General features: G+C 49.9%; 18 protein-coding genes and 1 pseudogene. 14 read left to right on the top strand and 5 right to left on the bottom strand.

The genetic code is table 11. The features are described from left to right. Window positions 1-65: 65 nt before the first annotated feature. From J7438_RS11720 to queF, 4 genes are all read left to right on the top strand, one after another. Entirely contained in the window at window positions 66-977 is a 912-nt protein-coding gene (locus tag J7438_RS11720; protein ID WP_209276684.1) for a TIGR01777 family oxidoreductase, read from the top strand. Window positions 978-1,106: 129 nt separating this feature from the next. Further along, window positions 1,107-2,054, top strand: a complete 948-nt coding sequence (locus J7438_RS11715; protein ID WP_209276683.1) for an ABC transporter ATP-binding protein — start codon at window positions 1,107-1,109, stop codon at window positions 2,052-2,054. Window positions 2,055-2,170: 116 nt separating this feature from the next. Then, window positions 2,171-2,884 (top strand): ABC transporter permease, encoded by a 714-nt coding sequence (locus J7438_RS11710; protein ID WP_503003902.1) that lies wholly within the window; start codon window positions 2,171-2,173, stop codon window positions 2,882-2,884. Between the two features lie 12 nt (window positions 2,885-2,896). Beyond that, window positions 2,897-3,748: an NADPH-dependent 7-cyano-7-deazaguanine reductase QueF gene (gene queF / locus J7438_RS11705; RefSeq protein WP_209276681.1), complete on the top strand. Its 852-nt coding sequence runs from the start codon at window positions 2,897-2,899 to the stop codon at window positions 3,746-3,748. A gap of 50 nt (window positions 3,749-3,798) precedes the next feature. Here queF and J7438_RS11700 read toward each other — a convergent pair whose 3' ends face one another. From J7438_RS11700 to msrB, 5 genes and pseudogenes are all read right to left on the bottom strand, one after another. Next, a complete protein-coding gene (locus tag J7438_RS11700) occupies window positions 3,799-4,986 on the bottom strand; it encodes a hypothetical protein (protein WP_209276680.1) in 1,188 nt (395 codons plus the stop codon). Window positions 4,987-5,560: 574 nt separating this feature from the next. Next, window positions 5,561-5,887 (bottom strand): hypothetical protein, encoded by a 327-nt coding sequence (locus J7438_RS11695; RefSeq protein WP_209276679.1) that lies wholly within the window; start codon window positions 5,885-5,887, stop codon window positions 5,561-5,563. A 23-nt stretch (window positions 5,888-5,910) separates the two neighbouring features. Beyond that, entirely contained in the window at window positions 5,911-7,593 is a 1,683-nt protein-coding gene (locus tag J7438_RS11690) for a tetratricopeptide repeat protein (protein WP_286196541.1), read from the bottom strand. 39 nt (window positions 7,594-7,632) lie between these two features. Next, window positions 7,633-7,833, bottom strand: a pseudogene (locus J7438_RS28260) (RING finger protein); the annotation flags it as partial. Window positions 7,834-7,936: 103 nt separating this feature from the next. Continuing rightward, the gene (gene msrB, locus J7438_RS11685) at window positions 7,937-8,329 is read right to left on the bottom strand and encodes a peptide-methionine (R)-S-oxide reductase MsrB (protein WP_503003901.1); all 393 of its coding nucleotides are present in this window, start codon (window positions 8,327-8,329) and stop codon (window positions 7,937-7,939) included. Between the two features lie 170 nt (window positions 8,330-8,499). On the opposite strand from msrB, the gene J7438_RS11680 reads away from it, so the two are divergent. From J7438_RS11680 to J7438_RS11635, 10 genes are all read left to right on the top strand, one after another. After that, entirely contained in the window at window positions 8,500-9,714 is a 1,215-nt protein-coding gene (locus J7438_RS11680; RefSeq protein ID WP_209276710.1) for a pyridoxal phosphate-dependent aminotransferase, read from the top strand. A gap of 130 nt (window positions 9,715-9,844) precedes the next feature. Continuing rightward, entirely contained in the window at window positions 9,845-10,084 is a 240-nt protein-coding gene (locus J7438_RS11675) for a hypothetical protein (RefSeq protein ID WP_209276677.1), read from the top strand. Window positions 10,085-10,176: 92 nt separating this feature from the next. Further along, a complete protein-coding gene (locus tag J7438_RS11670; RefSeq protein WP_209276676.1) occupies window positions 10,177-12,489 on the top strand; it encodes a hypothetical protein in 2,313 nt (770 codons plus the stop codon). Window positions 12,490-12,626: 137 nt separating this feature from the next. Next, a complete protein-coding gene (locus J7438_RS11665; RefSeq protein ID WP_209200505.1) occupies window positions 12,627-13,004 on the top strand; it encodes a hypothetical protein in 378 nt (125 codons plus the stop codon). Window positions 13,005-13,039: 35 nt separating this feature from the next. Then, entirely contained in the window at window positions 13,040-13,480 is a 441-nt protein-coding gene (locus tag J7438_RS11660) for a hypothetical protein (RefSeq protein ID WP_209200506.1), read from the top strand. Window positions 13,481-13,624: 144 nt separating this feature from the next. Further along, window positions 13,625-14,515: a protease HtpX gene (gene htpX, locus J7438_RS11655; protein WP_209276675.1), complete on the top strand. Its 891-nt coding sequence runs from the start codon at window positions 13,625-13,627 to the stop codon at window positions 14,513-14,515. Between the two features lie 332 nt (window positions 14,516-14,847). Then, window positions 14,848-15,999: a ribonuclease D gene (gene rnd / locus J7438_RS11650; RefSeq protein WP_209276674.1), complete on the top strand. Its 1,152-nt coding sequence runs from the start codon at window positions 14,848-14,850 to the stop codon at window positions 15,997-15,999. Then, window positions 16,000-16,299: a YcgL domain-containing protein gene (locus J7438_RS11645; protein ID WP_163369715.1), complete on the top strand. Its 300-nt coding sequence runs from the start codon at window positions 16,000-16,002 to the stop codon at window positions 16,297-16,299. Further along, complete coding sequence (locus tag J7438_RS11640; RefSeq protein ID WP_209200509.1) at window positions 16,296-16,745, top strand: YcgN family cysteine cluster protein; 450 nt, start codon at window positions 16,296-16,298, stop codon at window positions 16,743-16,745. Before J7438_RS11645 ends, J7438_RS11640 begins: the two co-directional genes overlap by 4 nt. A gap of 99 nt (window positions 16,746-16,844) precedes the next feature. After that, the gene (locus J7438_RS11635; protein ID WP_209276673.1) at window positions 16,845-18,014 is read left to right on the top strand and encodes a hypothetical protein; all 1,170 of its coding nucleotides are present in this window, start codon (window positions 16,845-16,847) and stop codon (window positions 18,012-18,014) included. The last annotated feature ends 23 nt before the right edge of the window (window positions 18,015-18,037 follow it).

Here is an 18,037-nt window from a genome sequence, read left to right as displayed (position 1 = left end):
TTCCCTGCCTCTGCTGGCAATAAGTCAGGGCACAATTGGGGCTGAGCAATGGAGCTGATGGATTCATGCAATATCTGATTACCGGTGGTACCGGGTTTATTGGGCGCCGACTGGTTCATCGTCTGCTTAATGAAGGGCATCAGGTGGTCGTGTTGAGTCGTCAACCGGCTAAAGAAGTTCGTCTGCAACTCTCTACCCGGGTAAAGCCTGTTTCCTCGCTATCCGCTGTTAATCCAGCCTCGTATTTTGATGCGGTGATTAATCTCGCCGGGGAGGGCATTCTCGATAAAAGATGGAGCCAGGCTCGCAAAAAGACCCTGCTGGATAGCCGAATTGGGGTAACGTCAGAGCTGGTGGACCTGATTGAGCGGATGGAAACTAAACCGGGCTGTTTCATCAGTGCTTCTGCGATCGGGTATTATGGTTTCTCCCGTCCTGGTGAGGAGCTGGATGAGTCTGCGGAAGTGGGCAGTGACTTTGCGGCAACCCTTTGTGATCGCTGGGAACAGGTGGCCAGGCGCGTTGAGGCGTTGGGGGTTCGCACCTGTATCGTCAGAATCGGTGTGGTGTTGCACCCCAGTGGCGGAGCGTTGCAGAAGATGCTGCCTGTTTTCCGTCTGGGGCTGGGAGGGCCAATTGGCAATGGCCGACAGATCATGTCCTGGATACATATGGATGATATGCTCAATGCATTGCTCTATCTGGTAAACCATCCGGAAACAAAAGGGGTTTTTAATGCCGTTTCCCCGGAGATTCTGACCAACAAGGCATTTGCCAAAGAGCTTGGGCGTGCGGTTCGCCGACCGGCGATCCTGACCACGCCAGAAAGTGTTCTTGCGTTGATGCTTGGAGAGTCTGCACAGTTGCTAACGGAAGGGCAGGCGGTGACGCCCAGGCGACTTCAGGAAGCAGGCTTTACCTTCGCTTACCCCAATGCCAGAAAGGCTTTGGCATCACTGCTCGCTTACCTGCGATAAACGCTCCTCACTGGCCGGGGGCGTTTCTTATCCTGATCATTGCAGACCGTGTAAATAAATTAACGGTCTCAAAGATTTTTTTATTATAAGATTTCATAACTGATTATAGATATCTCAAGGCTGAGAACCATGACTCAGGCATTGGCCATCAAGAATTTAAAAAAAGTATACGACGACGGTTTTGTTGCTCTGAAAGGGGTTGATCTGGAGGTCGCGAAAGGCGATTTTTTTGCCTTGCTGGGTCCCAATGGTGCTGGCAAATCAACCACCATCGGCGTGATTTCATCAATGGTCCGAAAGTCTGCCGGGAGTGTCTCTGTCTTCGGCCATGACATTGAGCGTGATCTGGTTCGGGCCAAGCGTTCCCTGGGGGTAGTGCCCCAGGAATTTAACTTTAATCAGTTTGAAAAAGTTGAAGACATTCTGGTCAGTCAGGCTGGCTATTATGGTCTTTCTGCCAGACAGGCCAGACCCCGTATTGAGCACTACCTGAAAAAACTCGGCTTGTGGGATAAACGCTTTACCCAGTCCCGAATGCTGTCGGGCGGTATGAAGCGACGCTTGATGATTGCCAGGGCGTTGATCCATGAACCTGAATTGCTGATTCTTGATGAACCCACCGCTGGCGTGGATATAGAGCTTCGTAGAAGTCTGTGGGAGTTTATCAAAGAGATCAACGACCAGGGCACTACGATTATTCTGACTACCCACTATCTGGAAGAGGCGGAGCAACTCTGTCGTAATATTGCCATCATCGATCAGGGAGAAATCGTGGAAAACACCAGCATGAAACGGCTGCTCAGCCTGTTGCAGAAGGAAAGTTTTGTCCTGGATTTGCGCCAGCCTATTGAACAGATACCGGTGTTTTCAGGCTATAAGGTGAACAAAATTGACAACAACTCCCTGGAAGTTGAAGTGGATAAGAACACGGGCGTGAACGATCTGTTCCGGCAGCTGAGTGAACTTAAAATAGAAGTCGCCAGCATGCGAAATAAAAACAACCGGCTGGAAGAGCTTTTTGTCAATATGACCAAAGGTGCCTTGAAAGGTGACAGTGCAATGGGAGGCGAGGCGTGATGTCAGGCTTGGAACATGGGGGAAGTCGAGGCCTGCCTGAAAGGCCGCAACACAGTGAATTTCGTTATCACTGGGTTGCCTTTGTCACCATCTTTGCCAAGGAAGTGCGGCGCTTTATGCGAATCTGGCCGCAAACTCTGTTACCGCCGGCGATTTCCATGGTGCTCTATTTTGTTATTTTTGGGGCGGTGATTGGTTCTCGCATTGGTACCATGAGCGGCTTCAGTTATATGACTTACGTATTGCCCGGGTTGATCATGATGTCGGTGATTACCAACAGCTTCAGTAACGTAGCCTCCAGTTTTTTCAGCAATAAATTTCAGCGAAGCATTGAAGAGGTGCTGATATCTCCCGTGCCCAACTGGATCATTCTGGCGGGCTATGTGCTGGGAGGGGTGGCCCGGGGTGTGATTACCGGGGCTATCGTCATGGGGCTGGGCATGTTCTTTGTTGAGCTGGATATCTACGATGTGTTTGCTACTTTACTGGCCGTGGTCATGACCGCCACCCTGTTTGCCCTGGGAGGGTTTATCAATGGTATTTTTGCCAGAAAGTTTGACGATGTATCCATTATTCCGACCTTTGTATTGACGCCCATGACCTACCTTGGTGGTGTCTTTTACTCCATCGAAATCCTGCCCGAATTCTGGCAGAAAGTCTCTATGCTGAATCCGATTCTCTATCAGGTGAATACCTTTCGCTATGGACTGCTGGGGGAGGCAGGTGGTGTTGATACCCGCTTTGCTTTTGCGGTAATGTTGCTGGCGATATTGTTACTGGGTGCCTACAGCTTGCACCTGCTGAAAACCGGTCGAGGTCTGAGAAGTTGATGGTTGTTGGCAATGAGTGATGTTCTGCATGCTTCACCGCTGGGTAAAAACAGCGACTACAAATCGGAATACGATCCTTCGTTGCTGTTTCCCATTGAGCGGCGAGACAAGCGTAAAGAGCTGGGGATTGATCCGGATAATTTGCCGTTTTACGGTCGTGACCTCTGGTATGGCTATGAGCTTTCCTGGTTAAACCTTTCCGGAAAGCCCGTTGTACGCGTTGCCCGGTTTGAGCTGCCCTGCAGCTCCCCCTGCCTGATTGAATCCAAGTCGTTCAAACTGTACCTCAACTCGTTTAATCAATCCCGGTTTGCCAGTGCTGAACAGGTTGCAGACTGTATTGCCCGGGATCTTTCTGCAGCAGCCAAAGCACCGGTGGCAGTGCGGCTATATACCATCGATGAATTCGAGGCCCGTGCTTTTGAGCCAGCACCGGGGATCAATATTGATGAAGCCGATGTTATTGTTGATTGTTACCGGTATGATCTAACGCTGCTGGCCAGAACTTCAACGGGCAATAAATCAGCGGCTGATGATGGATTGGTCAGTGAGACGTTGAATACCCATCTGCTGAAATCCAACTGCCCGGTTACCGGCCAGCCTGACTGGGGAACGCTGGTGGTCAGTTATTGTGGCGAGCAGATTGATCATGCATCGCTACTGAAATATGTCTGTTCATTCAGGGATCATCAGGAGTTCCATGAACAGTGTGTTGAGCGAGCGTTTGTTGATCTGCAAAAACACTACAGGTTTAAAGAGCTGACGGTATATGCCCAATACCTGCGGCGGGGTGGGCTGGATATTAACCCCTGGCGCAGTACATCAGATAGCAAACCAGGGGCTCTGCGGTTGATTAGACAATAAGTCTTCTCAATAATTTCTCATCAGGCACAATAAGAGGGGAAGGCCGGTCCTTAATCGGTCTTGCTCTTGGTATGCTCCGTCAAATCCCGTAATTTGTCTAATATCTCTGATTTCTTTGTCTCATCGATTGAAGACTGAGTGACTTTTTGACAAGCATCCTGGTAAGCCTTCTGCTCAAGGAAACACCCCTCAAAACGACTTTTCAGTCTTTTTGCCATGTCAATTTCATTTCTGCAGACACAAAACTCAATGAGCGGATTGAGCAGGAATAATTTGTCACTGACCTCTCCGGGAAGGTGCCAGGCATAAGATGCGATAAAATCCTTGAAAATTGAAATATCGTGGTGTTCCAAGAACCTGATTTCACGTTGCTTTTTTGTCAAAATATCCTGAATGGTGTTTTTAATTATTGGTTTGCCAGCCGCCCCGGGAGCTGCCAGTTGCAGCAGTTTATCGACATCGTGAGAGCGTTGGCGAGATGTATCCATGAGGGCTTTGATAAGGTCCTTGTCGGTAAGGCGAACACTGAGATTGTCTGAAATAGCTATGGCTCTATCGTAATTACGCCTGGTAAAGCAGAGATTCATGAGGGAGTATGCCAGCTTGGTATCCTTGATGCCTTGTTCGAAAAATTCCTTAAAAAATTCCACTATGTCTTCATACTTTTCTTCGCCCAGATTTAGTAGCCATCCAGGGTTTTGCAAACATTTTTCCAGCCCGATAGCCAGAGTATTTTTGGCAAACTCCAGGGATTGGGCATCTTGCAGATTTGCCAGTTTCAGTATTGCTTTGCCATGGTCATAAAGGGGGTGTTTGCCAGGTTCAGCTTCTTTTCCGTATTTCAGGATCAGTCTATCGAGAGCTTCGCTACTTTCAGCGTCTGATGTGTATTTCTTGATCAGTTTATCGCGAGCATAGCTACGATCAGCGTCTGATTTGGGTTGCTGGAACAGTGTTTCGATTTCTATGGCAGGTTCAGTGTAGGGTGAGAATTCCCGGACCAGTTCATCGAGAGCTACCTTGAAACGGTCTGCTTCAAGATTTGCAGTTGTTTTGCAGGTATCTTTAATATGAGCGGCATGGTCGAAATCTTTCCGGTCGAAGAACAACTCAAGAGCTGAATTCGCCAGTGTACTATCATCATGGTCACATCCTGCCAGCAAACAGTCGATAAGCACTTTAAGCTTATTGTACTCTTCTGGGGGCAAGCTTTGGATAGATGGTAAGTTATCCTGCAAGACGGTTTTCAGGATATCCCCGGCTTTTTGCGCAGCCTGATCCGGGGATGACAGTTTCAGCGATGCCAATAATGATTGAACCCGGGCGGTATCTTTTGCTTCTACAGCTTCTGTAAGAGCAGTCAGAGCCTCTTCCGGATCCATCAGAATTCCGGCCTGCGGACCGGTTGTTGTGCTGGTTGCGGATAGTGTGCCTTTACCTGCAGGGCCGCCCGGGTCAGAGGAAGAAATTTTTCTGTCGGCAAGGGCAGTATCTGTGCCTGAACCGGTGTCTGAGTAGCCAATAGCATGTCGAAGCCCGGTAACGAAGGCACCAAACCAGCTGCTTTCAGACTTTTCTGGTTTTTCTGTTGACTTTGCAGAGGGTTCCTGGCTGTTTGAGTTGGGCTGTGGCAACGATGGTGGGAGCTTTGCAGGTTGCATAATTGAGTAACTCACTAAGGCTTTTGTTTTGCTGGTACTCAATCAGACAATAAAAAAAGCAATTAGTTGCAGCAGTCCAACAAAAGTACCGGATTAATCTTCTGTTTCCCATACCCGGAGCGTTATTCAGGGTTTCCTGTTTGACCGTGTGTCATGATGCCGGGCTGATACTATCATTGTTGTTAGCCTCCAGGTCGCCGGCATAATCGGCAAACGGAATAGCACCGGCCGGCATTTCCGCTACCGGGCGTGGTGTTGTGGCGCAGACGCAAACAGCAACACCGCTGCAACAACCTTCGCTGACAATAGTACCAATCACCAGGGAGGACCTTGGTGCACTATTGGTATACTGTTGCAAACTTTGCAGTACGTAAGTACTAAGAAGGGCATCGCCAATCCCCACTGCTGTGTTCTGATCACTGGAATCCCTGAGGAAATGATATTTTATGGAAGTAGCCGGGAAACGGGAGTTGGACAAAAGGTTATGGGTAAAGTTCGCTGTCAGCAGCTTGATTGCTCCAACCCCGGACTGTTGCGATGCAGCCGCTTCAGATTTTTTTGCGCAGCGGTGTGCCCCTGCCTGGCGGCCTTGTCAAGCCAGGTCAGGGCCACGGCGAAGTTCTGCTCCGTCCCCAGACCCTTCAGGTGCATACAGGCCAGCTGATATTGTGCAGCGGCAACACCCTGGTCGGCAGACTTGCAAAACCAGAACAGTGCTTCGGCGTAGTTCTGCTCCACCCCCAGACCCATCAGGTAAAAATAGCCCAGGTTGTTTTGTGCAGCGGCGTGTTCCTGATCAGCAGACATGAGGTACCAGGCCAGGGCCTCGGCATAGCTCTGCTCCACCCCCAGACCGTGTTGGTGCATCCAACCCAGACTGTGTTGTGCACCGGCGTGTTCCTGGTCGGCGGCCTTGCGGAACCAGATCAGGGCTTCGGCATAATTCTGCTCTGTTCCAAGCCCCTTCAGAAATATCAGGCCCAGCTGATACTGTGCAGCGGCGTTTCCCTGGTCGGCAGACTTGCGGAACCAGATCAAGGCCTCGACGTCGCTCTGCTCTGTCCCCAGACCGTTCTGGAGCGTACAGCCCAGATGATATTGCGCAGCGGCGTGTCCCTGGTCAGCAGCCCTGCCGAGCCAGGTCAGGGCTTTGGCGCAGTTCTGCTCCGTCCCCAGCCCCTTAAAGTGCATCCAGGCAAGCTGATATTGCGACGCGGCGTCTCCCTGGTTGGCAGCCTTCTCGTACCAGGTCAGGGCTTCGGTGTGGTTCTGCTCCGTCCCCAGCCCCTGATAGTACATCCAGCCCAGGTTGCTTTGTGCGGCAGCGTGTCCCTGGTCAGCGGCCTTGCGGAACCAGGTCAGAGCCTCACCGTAGTTTTGCTCCACCCCCAGTCCTTTAAAGTACATCCAGCCCAGTATGTTTTGCGCGCTGACGTCTCCCTTTTTGGCGGCCTTGCGGAACCAGATAAAGGCCTCGACGCAGTTTTGCTCCGTCTCCAAAGGCAACTCACCGAGGATCCAGCTCAGATTGTTATGCGCGGCGGCACTTCCCTGGTTGACACTCTTACAAAACCAGGTCAGGGCTTCGGCGTAGTTCTGCTTTACCCCCAGGCCCTTTGCATACATCCAGCCCAGGTTGTTTTGCGCGGGACTGTATCCCTGGCAGGCGGCCTTGCGGAACCAGGTGAAAGCACTGGCGTAGTTTTGCTCCACTCCCAGGCCCCTTAAGTATATAGAGCCCAGGTTGTTTTGTGCGTCGGGGTCCCCACGGTCGGCGGCCTTGTGGAACCAGTTAAGGGTCTCGGCGTAGTTCTGCTCAACCCATAGACCATTGAGGTACATCAAGCCCAGGTTGTTTTGTGCTTTGGCATTCCCATGGTCGGCGGCCTTGTAGAACCAGGTCAGGGCCTCGGCGTAGTTCTGCTCCACCCCCAGACCGTACAGGTACATCAAGCCCAGGTTGTTTTGCGCTACTTTATTGTTGGTGGTCAATCCCGCTCTTATCAGCAGTGCTGCTATTTCCCAGCGTTGTTGCTTTAACGACAGGGTTAGAGGGTTTTTCCTATCCAGGAGCGAGCGCTGATCAGGGTTGAACCCGGTTGACAGAATATCCTCCACATCCTTGATCCGGTTGCCCTCAATTGACTTGAACAGCTCCTTCCGCAGATCTATGGGCCAGGTCATTGAGGGAGTACTGCCCGTTATCAGGCGGCGGTCAATTGGACATCGTGGGGTTATTTTTACCCAGTCGCTTATACATGCGTGGTGGTATTCATGAGTGCACGGCTGTAGCCTTACGACCGTAGCCGCGTCTTTGATTCGGATCTTTCGAGCAAGGGCCGCTGCAGTTCGAGAACACCTTGTACCAGGACTTTCCTTGATTTCATCCCAGCAGATTGCACAAGATTGACTGACACTGTTCATAACTTGTACAGACTTGTCTATCAACCAGAAGTTCCGTGAAAAAACTCCATACGAAAGAGTGCTGAAATTATTCCCTGATATATTTCATGAGTAGCCGGCAGGACTATCGGTCTTTAAACTTCATCGCCACCGAGTTGATACAATATCGCAGGCCGGTAGGCTCCGGCCCGTCCGGAAATACGTGGCCCAGGTGAGCACCGCAATTAGAACAAAGGACTTCTGTGCGCTCCATGCCAAGGCTGTTGTCTTCCTGCATGGTGATCGCATCGCTGTCGATGGTTTGGTAGAAACTGGGCCAACCACACCCGGCATCAAATTTCACCGATGAGTCAAACAGCTTTTGCTGGCAGCAGACACAGTGAAAAACACCATCTTTCTCAAAGAAGTTATATTCGCCGGTAAAAGGCTGCTCAGTCCCCTTTTCACGGCATACATAGTACTGTTCATCGGTAAGCGTTGCCCGCCACTGTTCATCTGATTTTTTTTCGGTCATCAAATACTGCCCTCTTAATCCACTTTCATCAGTCAACAGAGACTTTCCTGAATCGTCTCGGATAAGGATAACCGCCCGGTTAAAAACTATCTACACTAGTGCAACTCTTGCAAGATCAATTCATAATGCCACACGGCAAGCCCAAAGAACCTGAAACCATCGGTAAGACATCCATGAAGGATATTGAAAAATCCACCAAACTCGACAATGTCTGTTACGACATTCGCGGCCCCGTTCTTCGTGAAGCCAAACGGCTGGAAGAAGAGGGACATCGTGTCATTAAATTGAACACGGGCAATCCCGCGGCGTTTGGCTTTGATGCCCCCGATGAAATCACCCAGGATGTGATCCGTAATTTGCCGTTGTCGCAGGGTTACTGTGATTCCAAAGGCCTGTTTTCAGCCCGCAAGGCCATTATGCAGTACTGTCAACAGAAGAACTTCCCGCCCATTTCTGTTGAAGACATTATTATCGGTAACGGTGTCAGTGAGCTGGTGGTTATGACCATGCAGGCATTACTGAACAATGGCGATGAGATGCTGATCCCGACTCCGGACTACCCTTTGTGGACCGCCGCTGTGCATCTGTCCGGTGGTCGTGCCGTTCATTATCGTAAGGATGAGCAGTCAGACTGGTGTCCGGATATTGACGATATCCGCAGTAAAATTACCGCCAAAACCCGGGGGATTGTGGTTATCAATCCAAACAACCCTACTGGCGCGGTTTATCCGGACGACCTTCTGAAAGAGATCGTACAGCTGGCCAGAGAGCACGATCTGATCATATTCGCTGACGAAATATACGATAAAATCCTCTATGACGGGGTTGAGCACACGGCCCTGGCCTCACTGGCAGACGACGTGCTTTGTATCAGTTTTAACGGCCTGTCCAAATCTTACCGGGTTGCCGGCTTCCGGGCTGGCTGGCTGGTGGTTTCCGGCCCGAAGCAAAATGCCAGAAGCTACCTGGAAGGCCTGGAAATGCTGGCCTCAATGCGCCTCTGTGCCAACGTGCCTGCGCAACACGCCATTCAGACCGCATTGGGTGGTTACCAGAGTATTAATGACCTGATATTGCCCGGCGGCAGACTGCTTGAGCAGCGTAACCGGGCTTGGGAAATGCTGGACCAGATACCGGGCGTCAGCTGTACCAAGCCCAAAGGTGCCCTCTACCTGTTCCCAAGGCTCGACCCTAAACATCACAAGATCCATGATGATGAACAACTGGTACTGGATTTCCTCCTTCAGGAAAAAGTACTGCTGGTCCAGGGTACTGCTTTCAACTGGCCTGAGCCTGACCATCTGCGAATCATTTCGCTCCCCAGGACAGAAGACCTGGAAACCGTAATGACCAAACTTGAACGTTTTCTCAGTCGGTACCAGCAGTAATTAACACCGGTCCCCCCCCCGGCTATGCCGGGGCGACTCGCATAGGTTCAACAGAACAGCTTAAAAGGACATTTAACGGGAGATCATGTCCATAAGTATCCCGGCAAAATAGGCACTATCAACCATTGGTTTGGATGAAGAAGTTGTCAGGGTTTATATTCGAGACCAGAAAAAGAATGATGGGGTTGAACTTTTATTTTGTCTGACAATCGAAAAAACAGTGTTCTATTTAATAATGGAACTTGTCAGGGAAGAAATAAAAGTAATTAAAACGGGATTATCATTGTGGATAACCTGCCTCCCACAACATCGAACACAGCATTCTCTGCGAATCCCCCTGATAAAGATTGCAGGAAAACCGGGAAACTAGGCAGACGGCAAGTTCAATCTACAACACCTGCCCAAAAGCACCAGCTTATTTTGAAAAGCATGATTGCTGAAATGGGTGCACTGAGTAACTTCATGAAACATAGTTTTCGCACTTATAATCCAGACGCTTCATTGGAACAAGGTGAGTTACTGCACGATATTGATACGCGACAACTGTCAAAGCATATGAACAGGTGTAAAGATTTGCACCAGGAGTGCCTCAAGGCAATGCCGACCTGTCCAAATATGGCAACTTTTGAACGACTGATGAAAGCTGCAGATTTTTATAAGGAATTCCGGGAAAATTTTTATAAAAAAGTAAATGAAATGAGCAACGATATAAACCGTCAGATCGCGCAAGAATTATACCGTGTGTCCAGTGATAGCGATGATGATGGCGAAACAGTCAGCAAAAATACGACAGATGATATTGTCATAAACTTACCGGATAATATCGATAAGGCGGATAAAACTGAATCTGTCACTCTGCTGAAAAGAGTTCTTAAATGCTTTTCACTTTTTGTTGATCCAATAGCAAAATCATTGAAAAAAATCGAACAATCCGAACAGAAACTATATTCCAAATGGTGTGAGTTGTTTGCCAGGTTACTAGCCAAGGTACTCGACCATGACCGGGAACTTGATTCTGAGATCTTGTGCTCAGTAAAGACAATCATGGCGGCGTTTGGTAAACGCACTTATGGTCAGGATAATTCACTGCATTTACTGGCCGTCCTTAACCAGCTTAATAAGACAGGTATCCTTGATCCGAAAACGTCGTTTACTGGTAAAGAGATATTTGCAGGACATGTCATTGAAGCATGTGTTGCGCAGTTGAAAGATCTGAACAACATCATTGATTCAAAAGCACGGGATGGCGAACCGTACCGGGTGGAATTGCACAAGAAAGACAAGTTTGTGAGCCAGTTGAATGCCCTGAGACCCTTTTTTCCTGAGGGCGACCTGTATATTGAGTTTATCCTCACACTGGTCGTTGATCGGGTTGACCACAACTGGTTTGCGCTTCTGTACGCCCTGGCCCATTTTCCATCTGAAGCGTTATCGGATCCACAGCATGAAAGACTTTCACAACGGCTGGCGCAATATCATCCCCAGGCCCAAACGATGCTTGATGCCCTGTTCACAGGCAACCATGGGCAGATACCCGAAGCTACAGCCCCTGACTACTACCCGGTGCTGTGGCTCAAGGCATTTATCCTGAACAAACAGAGTGAACACCATCGTGCCTATGAAGCCATCATCCAGGCGGAGAGCGGTTCTCGGCGGATGCCAGGGCAGAAGCAGCCTGATGTCCGCCTGCAACTGGAAATCCTGCGCATAAAGCTGCGGAGTCAGCTGCTGGCCTCAGGACTCCCCGGGTTAAGCTTTGAACAGCTTAAGACCATGAAAGCACAGGCCGACAATCTGATTAGTCATCCCGGGGCCTTCTGGACGCAGCACGAGCATACCTTGCTTCAGCAACTACGAGAGGAATTGGCGGTACTGTTGCCGCAGTACGCGCCAACTGTTACTGAATCGGTAACACCGGCAAGCACCGGAACCGTCGAAGACCCTCCCGAAGAGCCCGATACTCTCAACACAGAGGCAGATGATGTCATGCCAGCACTGCCCCGGAGCCGGAAAACCCTGGTAAAGGAACTGTGCAAAAAACTGAGGGCCGGGATCAGGGTCTGGCAGGGCCGTAACCGACCAGAACCGCTGATACCGGATGACTCATACCAAGTGATGGGGCCTTATGGAAAAACGCTGTCAGCAACGGAAACCATGCGAAAAGATCACTGGAACTGTGGCATTCGGCAATTGCTCGCCGAGGTCAATGCCCATCGGGCCCATGGTGATATCATCAGAGAGCTGTCCTGCTACCAGAGAGTCCTTGCCGATCCAACCCGAAAGGGTGCCATTGGCATTTATCGCCTGACACTGGAGTTGTCCTGGACCATTATGCGCTATGTTAACGGAGAGTATGGGGCAGTTGGCCTGACGGACAGCGAAAAAGGAGAGTTGCTGGATATATCCTGGCAATCCCTGAAGCAATCCGTCTGCCTTGCCATGCGCAGGAACAGCCCCTTGCCTGAGCAGGTATCGGACAAGGAACTGGTCGAAACCGTCGTCCAATGGTTGCAGCTCCTGAAAGATCCCGAAGCAAAAAAAGAGATGGAATTTTTTATGCGCTGCGCCCTGGGCAGTACGGCCGGACATATTCATGGCTTTCTGGCAGAAATATTTCCGAGGCAGAAACAACACTCAGACAGCGCCCGATTTTTCTTTGAAGCGAAGACCCGGCTTCAGCCGGGCTATCAAAAACCGGTTTACGAAGAAGGCCAGGATACCCGCCAGGCCCTGATGCGACAAAATCAGCAGCAGCGCTGGAGCCAAGGACGTTAATCATGCTGTTGCCAACAAAAAAAGGTGTAACCGGCAATTGTCAAGAGCCTTGAATCTCGCACAACAGGCAGAGATTTACTCTATAATTTCCCCGGATTATGACGCAGTAAATATAAAATTCACAGGATTCATTGCTCGTGAAAGGCACAACTGAAACCAGTAAGAAGCTTGCACAGCTTGCGTGTATCACCTGCCGTGGCACTAAATTTGAGACGGACACATTAACCAAAGTTGGGGCATACTTAGGATTGAAGGTTGGCGTAGGGACTTTTGTTTTAGAAAGAAATGCCGTTTACATCGCGAAACAGATGGCGAAAGCAACCGGCCAACCATTCATCAGATCCATGTCGACGAGAGCCCCTGTTGTCATACCCGCAGTAGTAGTGGTCGGAGCAGCTTTGGGAAGGATGGCTCAGACCTTCGAAGACATTACCGGGAAGACGACTGTATCTGATTATGTAATTGCGAATTATGTTAATGGAAAAGCTGCTGTTGACTTGGACATTAACCTCTGAAAGTGTCAGCCTTTCAGCGTTTTTATGGATGATCTATGAACGACATACACATTGACGAATTTTACCAGGACTGCGTAAAAACGCTGGTTCAGCTTTATAATAGCTTCCCCCGCCTGACAACACTTTACGTTGACGATCTGATTACCAATGCCGGCACCGACGAGTACGGCATCCCTAACCGGCGCCACAAAGCCTGTTTTGATGCTATGCTCTGGCTGGCTTCAGAAGGCTATATCCGTTACCAGGATACTATCCGGCAAGACGCGCTGGATCAGGTGGTACTCACGGAAAAAAGCTTTTTACGCTTAAGTCTGCCCACTACTGCCCCGGATAATCCGGATAATAAAAAGAACGACCTGCCGCCGTCTGTTGCCCGCAAACAGGCTACAATGGCCTGGCATTGCCGACAGGCACTTAACAATAAAGGCAGTGAAGTGATTGCACAGGCTGCGCTGCAGTTTTTTACCGGGTGCTGATCGGAATGGGGTCAGACACCCGGCCTTTTTTCTGTCAGTGCCATGTAAAAATAAAGCGCATTTTTTAGTCGCTCTTGAAAGAAGAAGTAGACGCCTTTATATAACTCCTTAATGACAATGATGACGATGAGGTCACCTTAACTCATGAAGAGAATCCTGTTGTTTCTGGCCACAAACATGGCAGTCCTTTTGCTGGCCAGTATCACACTGAATATTCTCGGCGTCGGCAGTTATCTGGGGCACCAGGGGCTGAATATGGGTTCCCTGTTGGTATTCTGTGCCGTATTCGGTTTTGCCGGCTCTTTTGTCTCCCTGCTGCTCTCCAAAACCATGGCCAAAATGAGCACCGGGACGCAGATTATTGAACAACCGCAAACAGCCCGGGAACAGTGGCTGGTTGAGACGGTCAGGGAACTCTCTGAAAAGGCCGGCATCGGCATGCCGGAAGTGGGTATCTTCCACTCCCCGGAAGCCAATGCCTTTGCCACCGGATGGAACAAAAATGCCGCGCTGGTTGCTGTTAGCGAAGGACTGCTGGATCGCTTCAGCCCGAACGAAGCCCGTGCAGTTATTGGTCACGAAATCGGCCATGTTGCCAACGGCGATATGGTTACCCTGAGCCTGATCCAGGGGGTTGTGAACACTTTTGTCATGTTCTTTGCCAGGATTATCGGTTATGCCGTTGATTCCTTCCTGCGTCGTGGTGATGAAGACGAAGGTGGCGTCGGTATCGGCTTCTACATAACCAGCTTTATCGCCGAGATTATTCTTGGTTTTCTGGCCAGTGCCATCGTTATGTGGTTCTCCCGTCAGCGGGAATTCAGGGCAGACGAAGCCGGTGCCGAACTGGCAAGCCGCAGAGATATGATTGCCGCACTGGAACGCCTGCGTGCCGAGTATGAAGCGCCGAGTGCCATGCCTGCGACCATGACTGCCTTTGGTATCCGCAGCGGTAATCGCAGTGGACTGGCAGCTCTGTTTACCAGTCACCCGCCGTTAGACCAGCGCATTGAAGCGCTACGCGCTCACCATTAAGTTCCCCCTTAAGGCCGGTAATCCCCGGCCTTTTTTTAACCACTTAACACACAAATACTTATGACGATTGTTCGTCACCCTCTGGTGTGAAAGATTTGCCACGGAGGCACGGAGACACAGAGGTAAAACTTTATCTTGTCTCCGTGCCTCTGTGTCTCCGTGGCAATTTTTCTTTTACGGCAAATAAAAGGCTTTCCTCCGTACCGTTTGTGATCTTTAAATGTCAACCAACGGCGGACAGATAAAAAGACAGGACTGAGAAAAACCGCTTCGGTCTATCAACAGCTGCTATTGACTGTTTATAATGGGGTTTTTCGTTAGAACCTTTCGATATGCAACTTTTGTCGCCAGAGCCAGTCTGGATCAATAACAATCAGTCACTTGAAGACTATTGCCAGCGATGGTCCGGGCTTGATGCCATCGCTCTGGATACTGAGTTTATTCGTACCGACACTTTTTACCCACAGCCAGGGCTGATTCAGGTGGGCACAGGCGCGGATGTTTTTCTGATCGATCCACTGGCCATTGATCAGTGGCAACCACTGGCCAGATTGTTTGAAGACAGCTCGGTGGTTAAAGTACTACACGCCTGCAGTGAAGACCTGGAAGTGTTCAAACTGTTAACCGACAGCGTTCCCAGTCCACTGTTTGATACCCAGCTGGCCACAGCGTTTGCAAACCTGGGGTTTTCCCTTGGTTATCAGGCCCTGCTCAGGCAAGTACTGAATATTGATCTACCCAAGGATGAGACAAGGTCTAACTGGTGCCAGCGACCATTGACGGATGCCCAGATTCGCTATGCCAGCCTGGATGTTGCCCATTTACTGGAGATTTATCAGCACCTGGACCAGCTACTGACGCCAACACCGAAAAAGGCCTGGCTGGAGGATGAGTGCCTGGCCATGACGTTGAATGTGTTGCCTTTTGATCCGGAAAATGCCTGGAAAGAGGTAAAACGAGGCTGGCAGCTGCGCCCCCAGCAATTGGCTGTACTAAAGGCACTCTGCCACTTTCGGGAAGTTGCCTCCCGCAGTCTGGATGTTCCTCGCAACCGGGTTATTCCCAAAGGGAGCCTCTGGCCACTGGCGAGGTTTCAGCCTAAAGCCATGAATGCCCTGCGGGAAATACCAGAAATGCGTGCCAGTATTATCCGCAACCATGGTGAGCAGATACTGGATATTATCAGATCGGCCAGTCAGGTTCCGGAAGCACAAAGGCCTGAAAAGCTGCCTCTGCCACTGCCAAAAAATGTCAGGGATTGGGGTAAGCAGATCAAAACACTGATGTCGCAACTGGCTGTTGAATTGCAGTTGCCTATGGAGCTGCTGATGCCGGGCAAATTAACCACACCACTGCTGCGCAGCTGGCTGGATCATGGCCGTTTTATGCTCCCGGATACCCTCACGGGCTGGCGTCGTGATATTATCGGCACCCCGCTGATTCAGCAACTTAATCAATTAAGTCAACAGGAAAAAGGCCATTGAATGAAGTCTCTGGTGACCATCTATAAAAGCCCGAAAAGGGAAGGTATGTACCTGTACCTGAACAAGGGGGCCATATTGGAAAAGACCCTGCCAGAGGCATTATTGCAAGCCTTTGGTAAACCGGTGCATGTTTTTGACCTGTTGCTGACGCCGGAGAAAAAGCTGGCGCGAGTAGAGACTGCCAGCGTCCTTCAGGGAATTTCCGACCATGGCTTCTATCTGCAAATGCCCCCCAAAGAGCAGGATGATTACCTGATCAAACTGCCGGATGAGTTTCTTTCATTTAACGACCCGACATGACCGAAAAACCTTTCTGGGAAACCAAAACCCTGGCAGAAATGACCGCCGATGAGTGGGAAAGCCTCTGTGATCGCTGTGGTCGCTGCTGCCTGCACAAACTGGAAGATGAAGATACGGATACGGTTTATTACACGTCAGTAGCCTGCAAACTGCTGGACACCGGCAGCTGCCAATGCCAAAACTACCCGAGCCGTAAAGACATCGTGCCGGAATGTACGGTACTGACGCTGAAAGATGTTGAGCTGTTCCACTGGCTGCCCGCAACCTGCGCCTATCGGTTGATCAGCGAAAAGAAACCGCTGTTTGACTGGCATCCACTGGTATCCGGCTCCTGTGAATCTATCCATCAAGCCGGAATCTCGGTAAAAGGATGGGTACATTCAGAAAATGATATTGCACAAGATGATCTTGAGGACTATATCATTCCCCACAACATGATTGGCTGAAGAATCAACAGCATTTAATACGACCTTCATCCAACATTCATATAATGAATCAGTCCGGTAACCTCCCTGAAATTTTGATCAAATGACAGGACGTTATTTATGTTTTGCTCAGTTAGCCATGCTCAAACAACAGCAGTAATGACCTCACCGGCATTTACGTCAGTACGTGCCCAGTGTGGCACTGTTGCCACCGTGTCAGGCCGTTGTATCAGCATGGCTGATGGGCCGAAAAGGCAAAGTTTTGAAAACGCCAGCCCTGGCACAGAACATTCACTGAAAAATTGTGGGCTTACAGCCAGACATGTAGAAGGCAAGCCTGCACAGCCACCGCTTATGCTTGCCATTGAGGTGGCAGATGATACCTTGTCAGCATCATGTTGTCGCAAAGATTACTGCAAAGAAAACAGCGAATCCAAGGTAGGCCAGGAAGGTGATACTCTGCTGGGGCATGAAGAGCCCTCTGTACATAGAGAGCCTCCCACGTATGGGAAGCCTTCAGCACTGCAAAAGCCCGGTAAAAAAAACGATTTTTGTATTATTGACATCGAAGGTAGCAGCAATAAATCACCGCTCCTGCTTGCAGAAGAGAACAGAGGCAGTACAGCCAATGAAACCATTAGTGCTATTGAAGGTGACTCTGCGTTCATCAGTCAGTTAAATGAACACGGTTTTGCCAGTGATATTTTTTCTGAAGTCCTGCAAACACTCAATCCCCAAAAAGTATATTCCCGATATGTCGTCCAGCATGATGACACACTGAAAAAGTTTGCCGCCAAAGTATTGTGTAACGGGGCAGCAGGCACTATTTCTGCGGATGCACTGGACTATATAAGCCAGGCAAAAGGCGCTGCAGGTATTATCTCTGCCATGGTGGCTATTGGCATCGTTGATGGTCTTTATTCCTGTGGAAAGCATCTTCATGAGCATCGGCAACAGCCTGACAATGTACTGCGGATACTTGGTTATGGTACGTACAAATGCATCAGGCCAGTCATGAACCTGTTACCTGAAACGTTTTGCCAATGTATCAGAAAAGCCTATATCTATGGCTCTCTTTCTGGTGCCAGCGCAACCCTGCTGGCGGACTTCCTGTCGCACTTATCAAAGTTTGCCATGACATCCTCAGCGGCTTCCTTTATCACTGGGTACGCATGCCCCATACTGTTGCTGGTTCTTACCTCGGCAGGAGGGGTGAGCGGAATAATATGCGCTTATGAAAATTATAAAAAAAACACCGACTGCCAGCTTCTCAGTCCGACAGACTCCTGAGCAGCGTCAGACTTCATTGAAAA

Origin of the sequence: Thalassotalea sp. G20_0, assembly GCF_017744175.1 — a bacterium.
Lineage (GTDB): Bacteria > Pseudomonadota > Gammaproteobacteria > Pseudomonadales > Endozoicomonadaceae > Endozoicomonas.
The sequence above is the reverse complement of the archived record's forward strand: the minus strand, read 5'-3'. Positions and strand labels throughout refer to the sequence as shown.

Bases quoted from the DNA above. Each gene is read 5' to 3' on its own strand.
- rnd (WP_209276674.1), top strand. From the start codon at position 14,848: ATGCAACTTTTGTCGCCAGAGCCAGTCTGGATCAATAACAATCAGTCA.
- J7438_RS11670 (WP_209276676.1), top strand. From the start codon at position 10,177: ATGAAACATAGTTTTCGCACTTATAATCCAGACGCTTCATTGGAACAA.
- J7438_RS11715 (WP_209276683.1), top strand. From the start codon at position 1,107: ATGACTCAGGCATTGGCCATCAAGAATTTAAAAAAAGTATACGACGAC.
- J7438_RS11720 (WP_209276684.1), top strand. From the start codon at position 66: ATGCAATATCTGATTACCGGTGGTACCGGGTTTATTGGGCGCCGACTG.
- J7438_RS11635 (WP_209276673.1), top strand. From the start codon at position 16,845: ATGTTTTGCTCAGTTAGCCATGCTCAAACAACAGCAGTAATGACCTCA.
- J7438_RS11710 (WP_503003902.1), top strand. From the start codon at position 2,171: ATGCGAATCTGGCCGCAAACTCTGTTACCGCCGGCGATTTCCATGGTG.
- J7438_RS11645 (WP_163369715.1), top strand. From the start codon at position 16,000: ATGAAGTCTCTGGTGACCATCTATAAAAGCCCGAAAAGGGAAGGTATG.
- htpX (WP_209276675.1), top strand. From the start codon at position 13,625: ATGAAGAGAATCCTGTTGTTTCTGGCCACAAACATGGCAGTCCTTTTG.
- queF (WP_209276681.1), top strand. From the start codon at position 2,897: ATGAGTGATGTTCTGCATGCTTCACCGCTGGGTAAAAACAGCGACTAC.
- J7438_RS11640 (WP_209200509.1), top strand. From the start codon at position 16,296: ATGACCGAAAAACCTTTCTGGGAAACCAAAACCCTGGCAGAAATGACC.
- J7438_RS11680 (WP_209276710.1), top strand. From the start codon at position 8,500: ATGAAGGATATTGAAAAATCCACCAAACTCGACAATGTCTGTTACGAC.
- J7438_RS11660 (WP_209200506.1), top strand. From the start codon at position 13,040: ATGAACGACATACACATTGACGAATTTTACCAGGACTGCGTAAAAACG.
- J7438_RS11690 (WP_286196541.1), bottom strand. From the start codon at position 7,593: ATGACCTGGCCCATAGATCTGCGGAAGGAGCTGTTCAAGTCAATTGAG.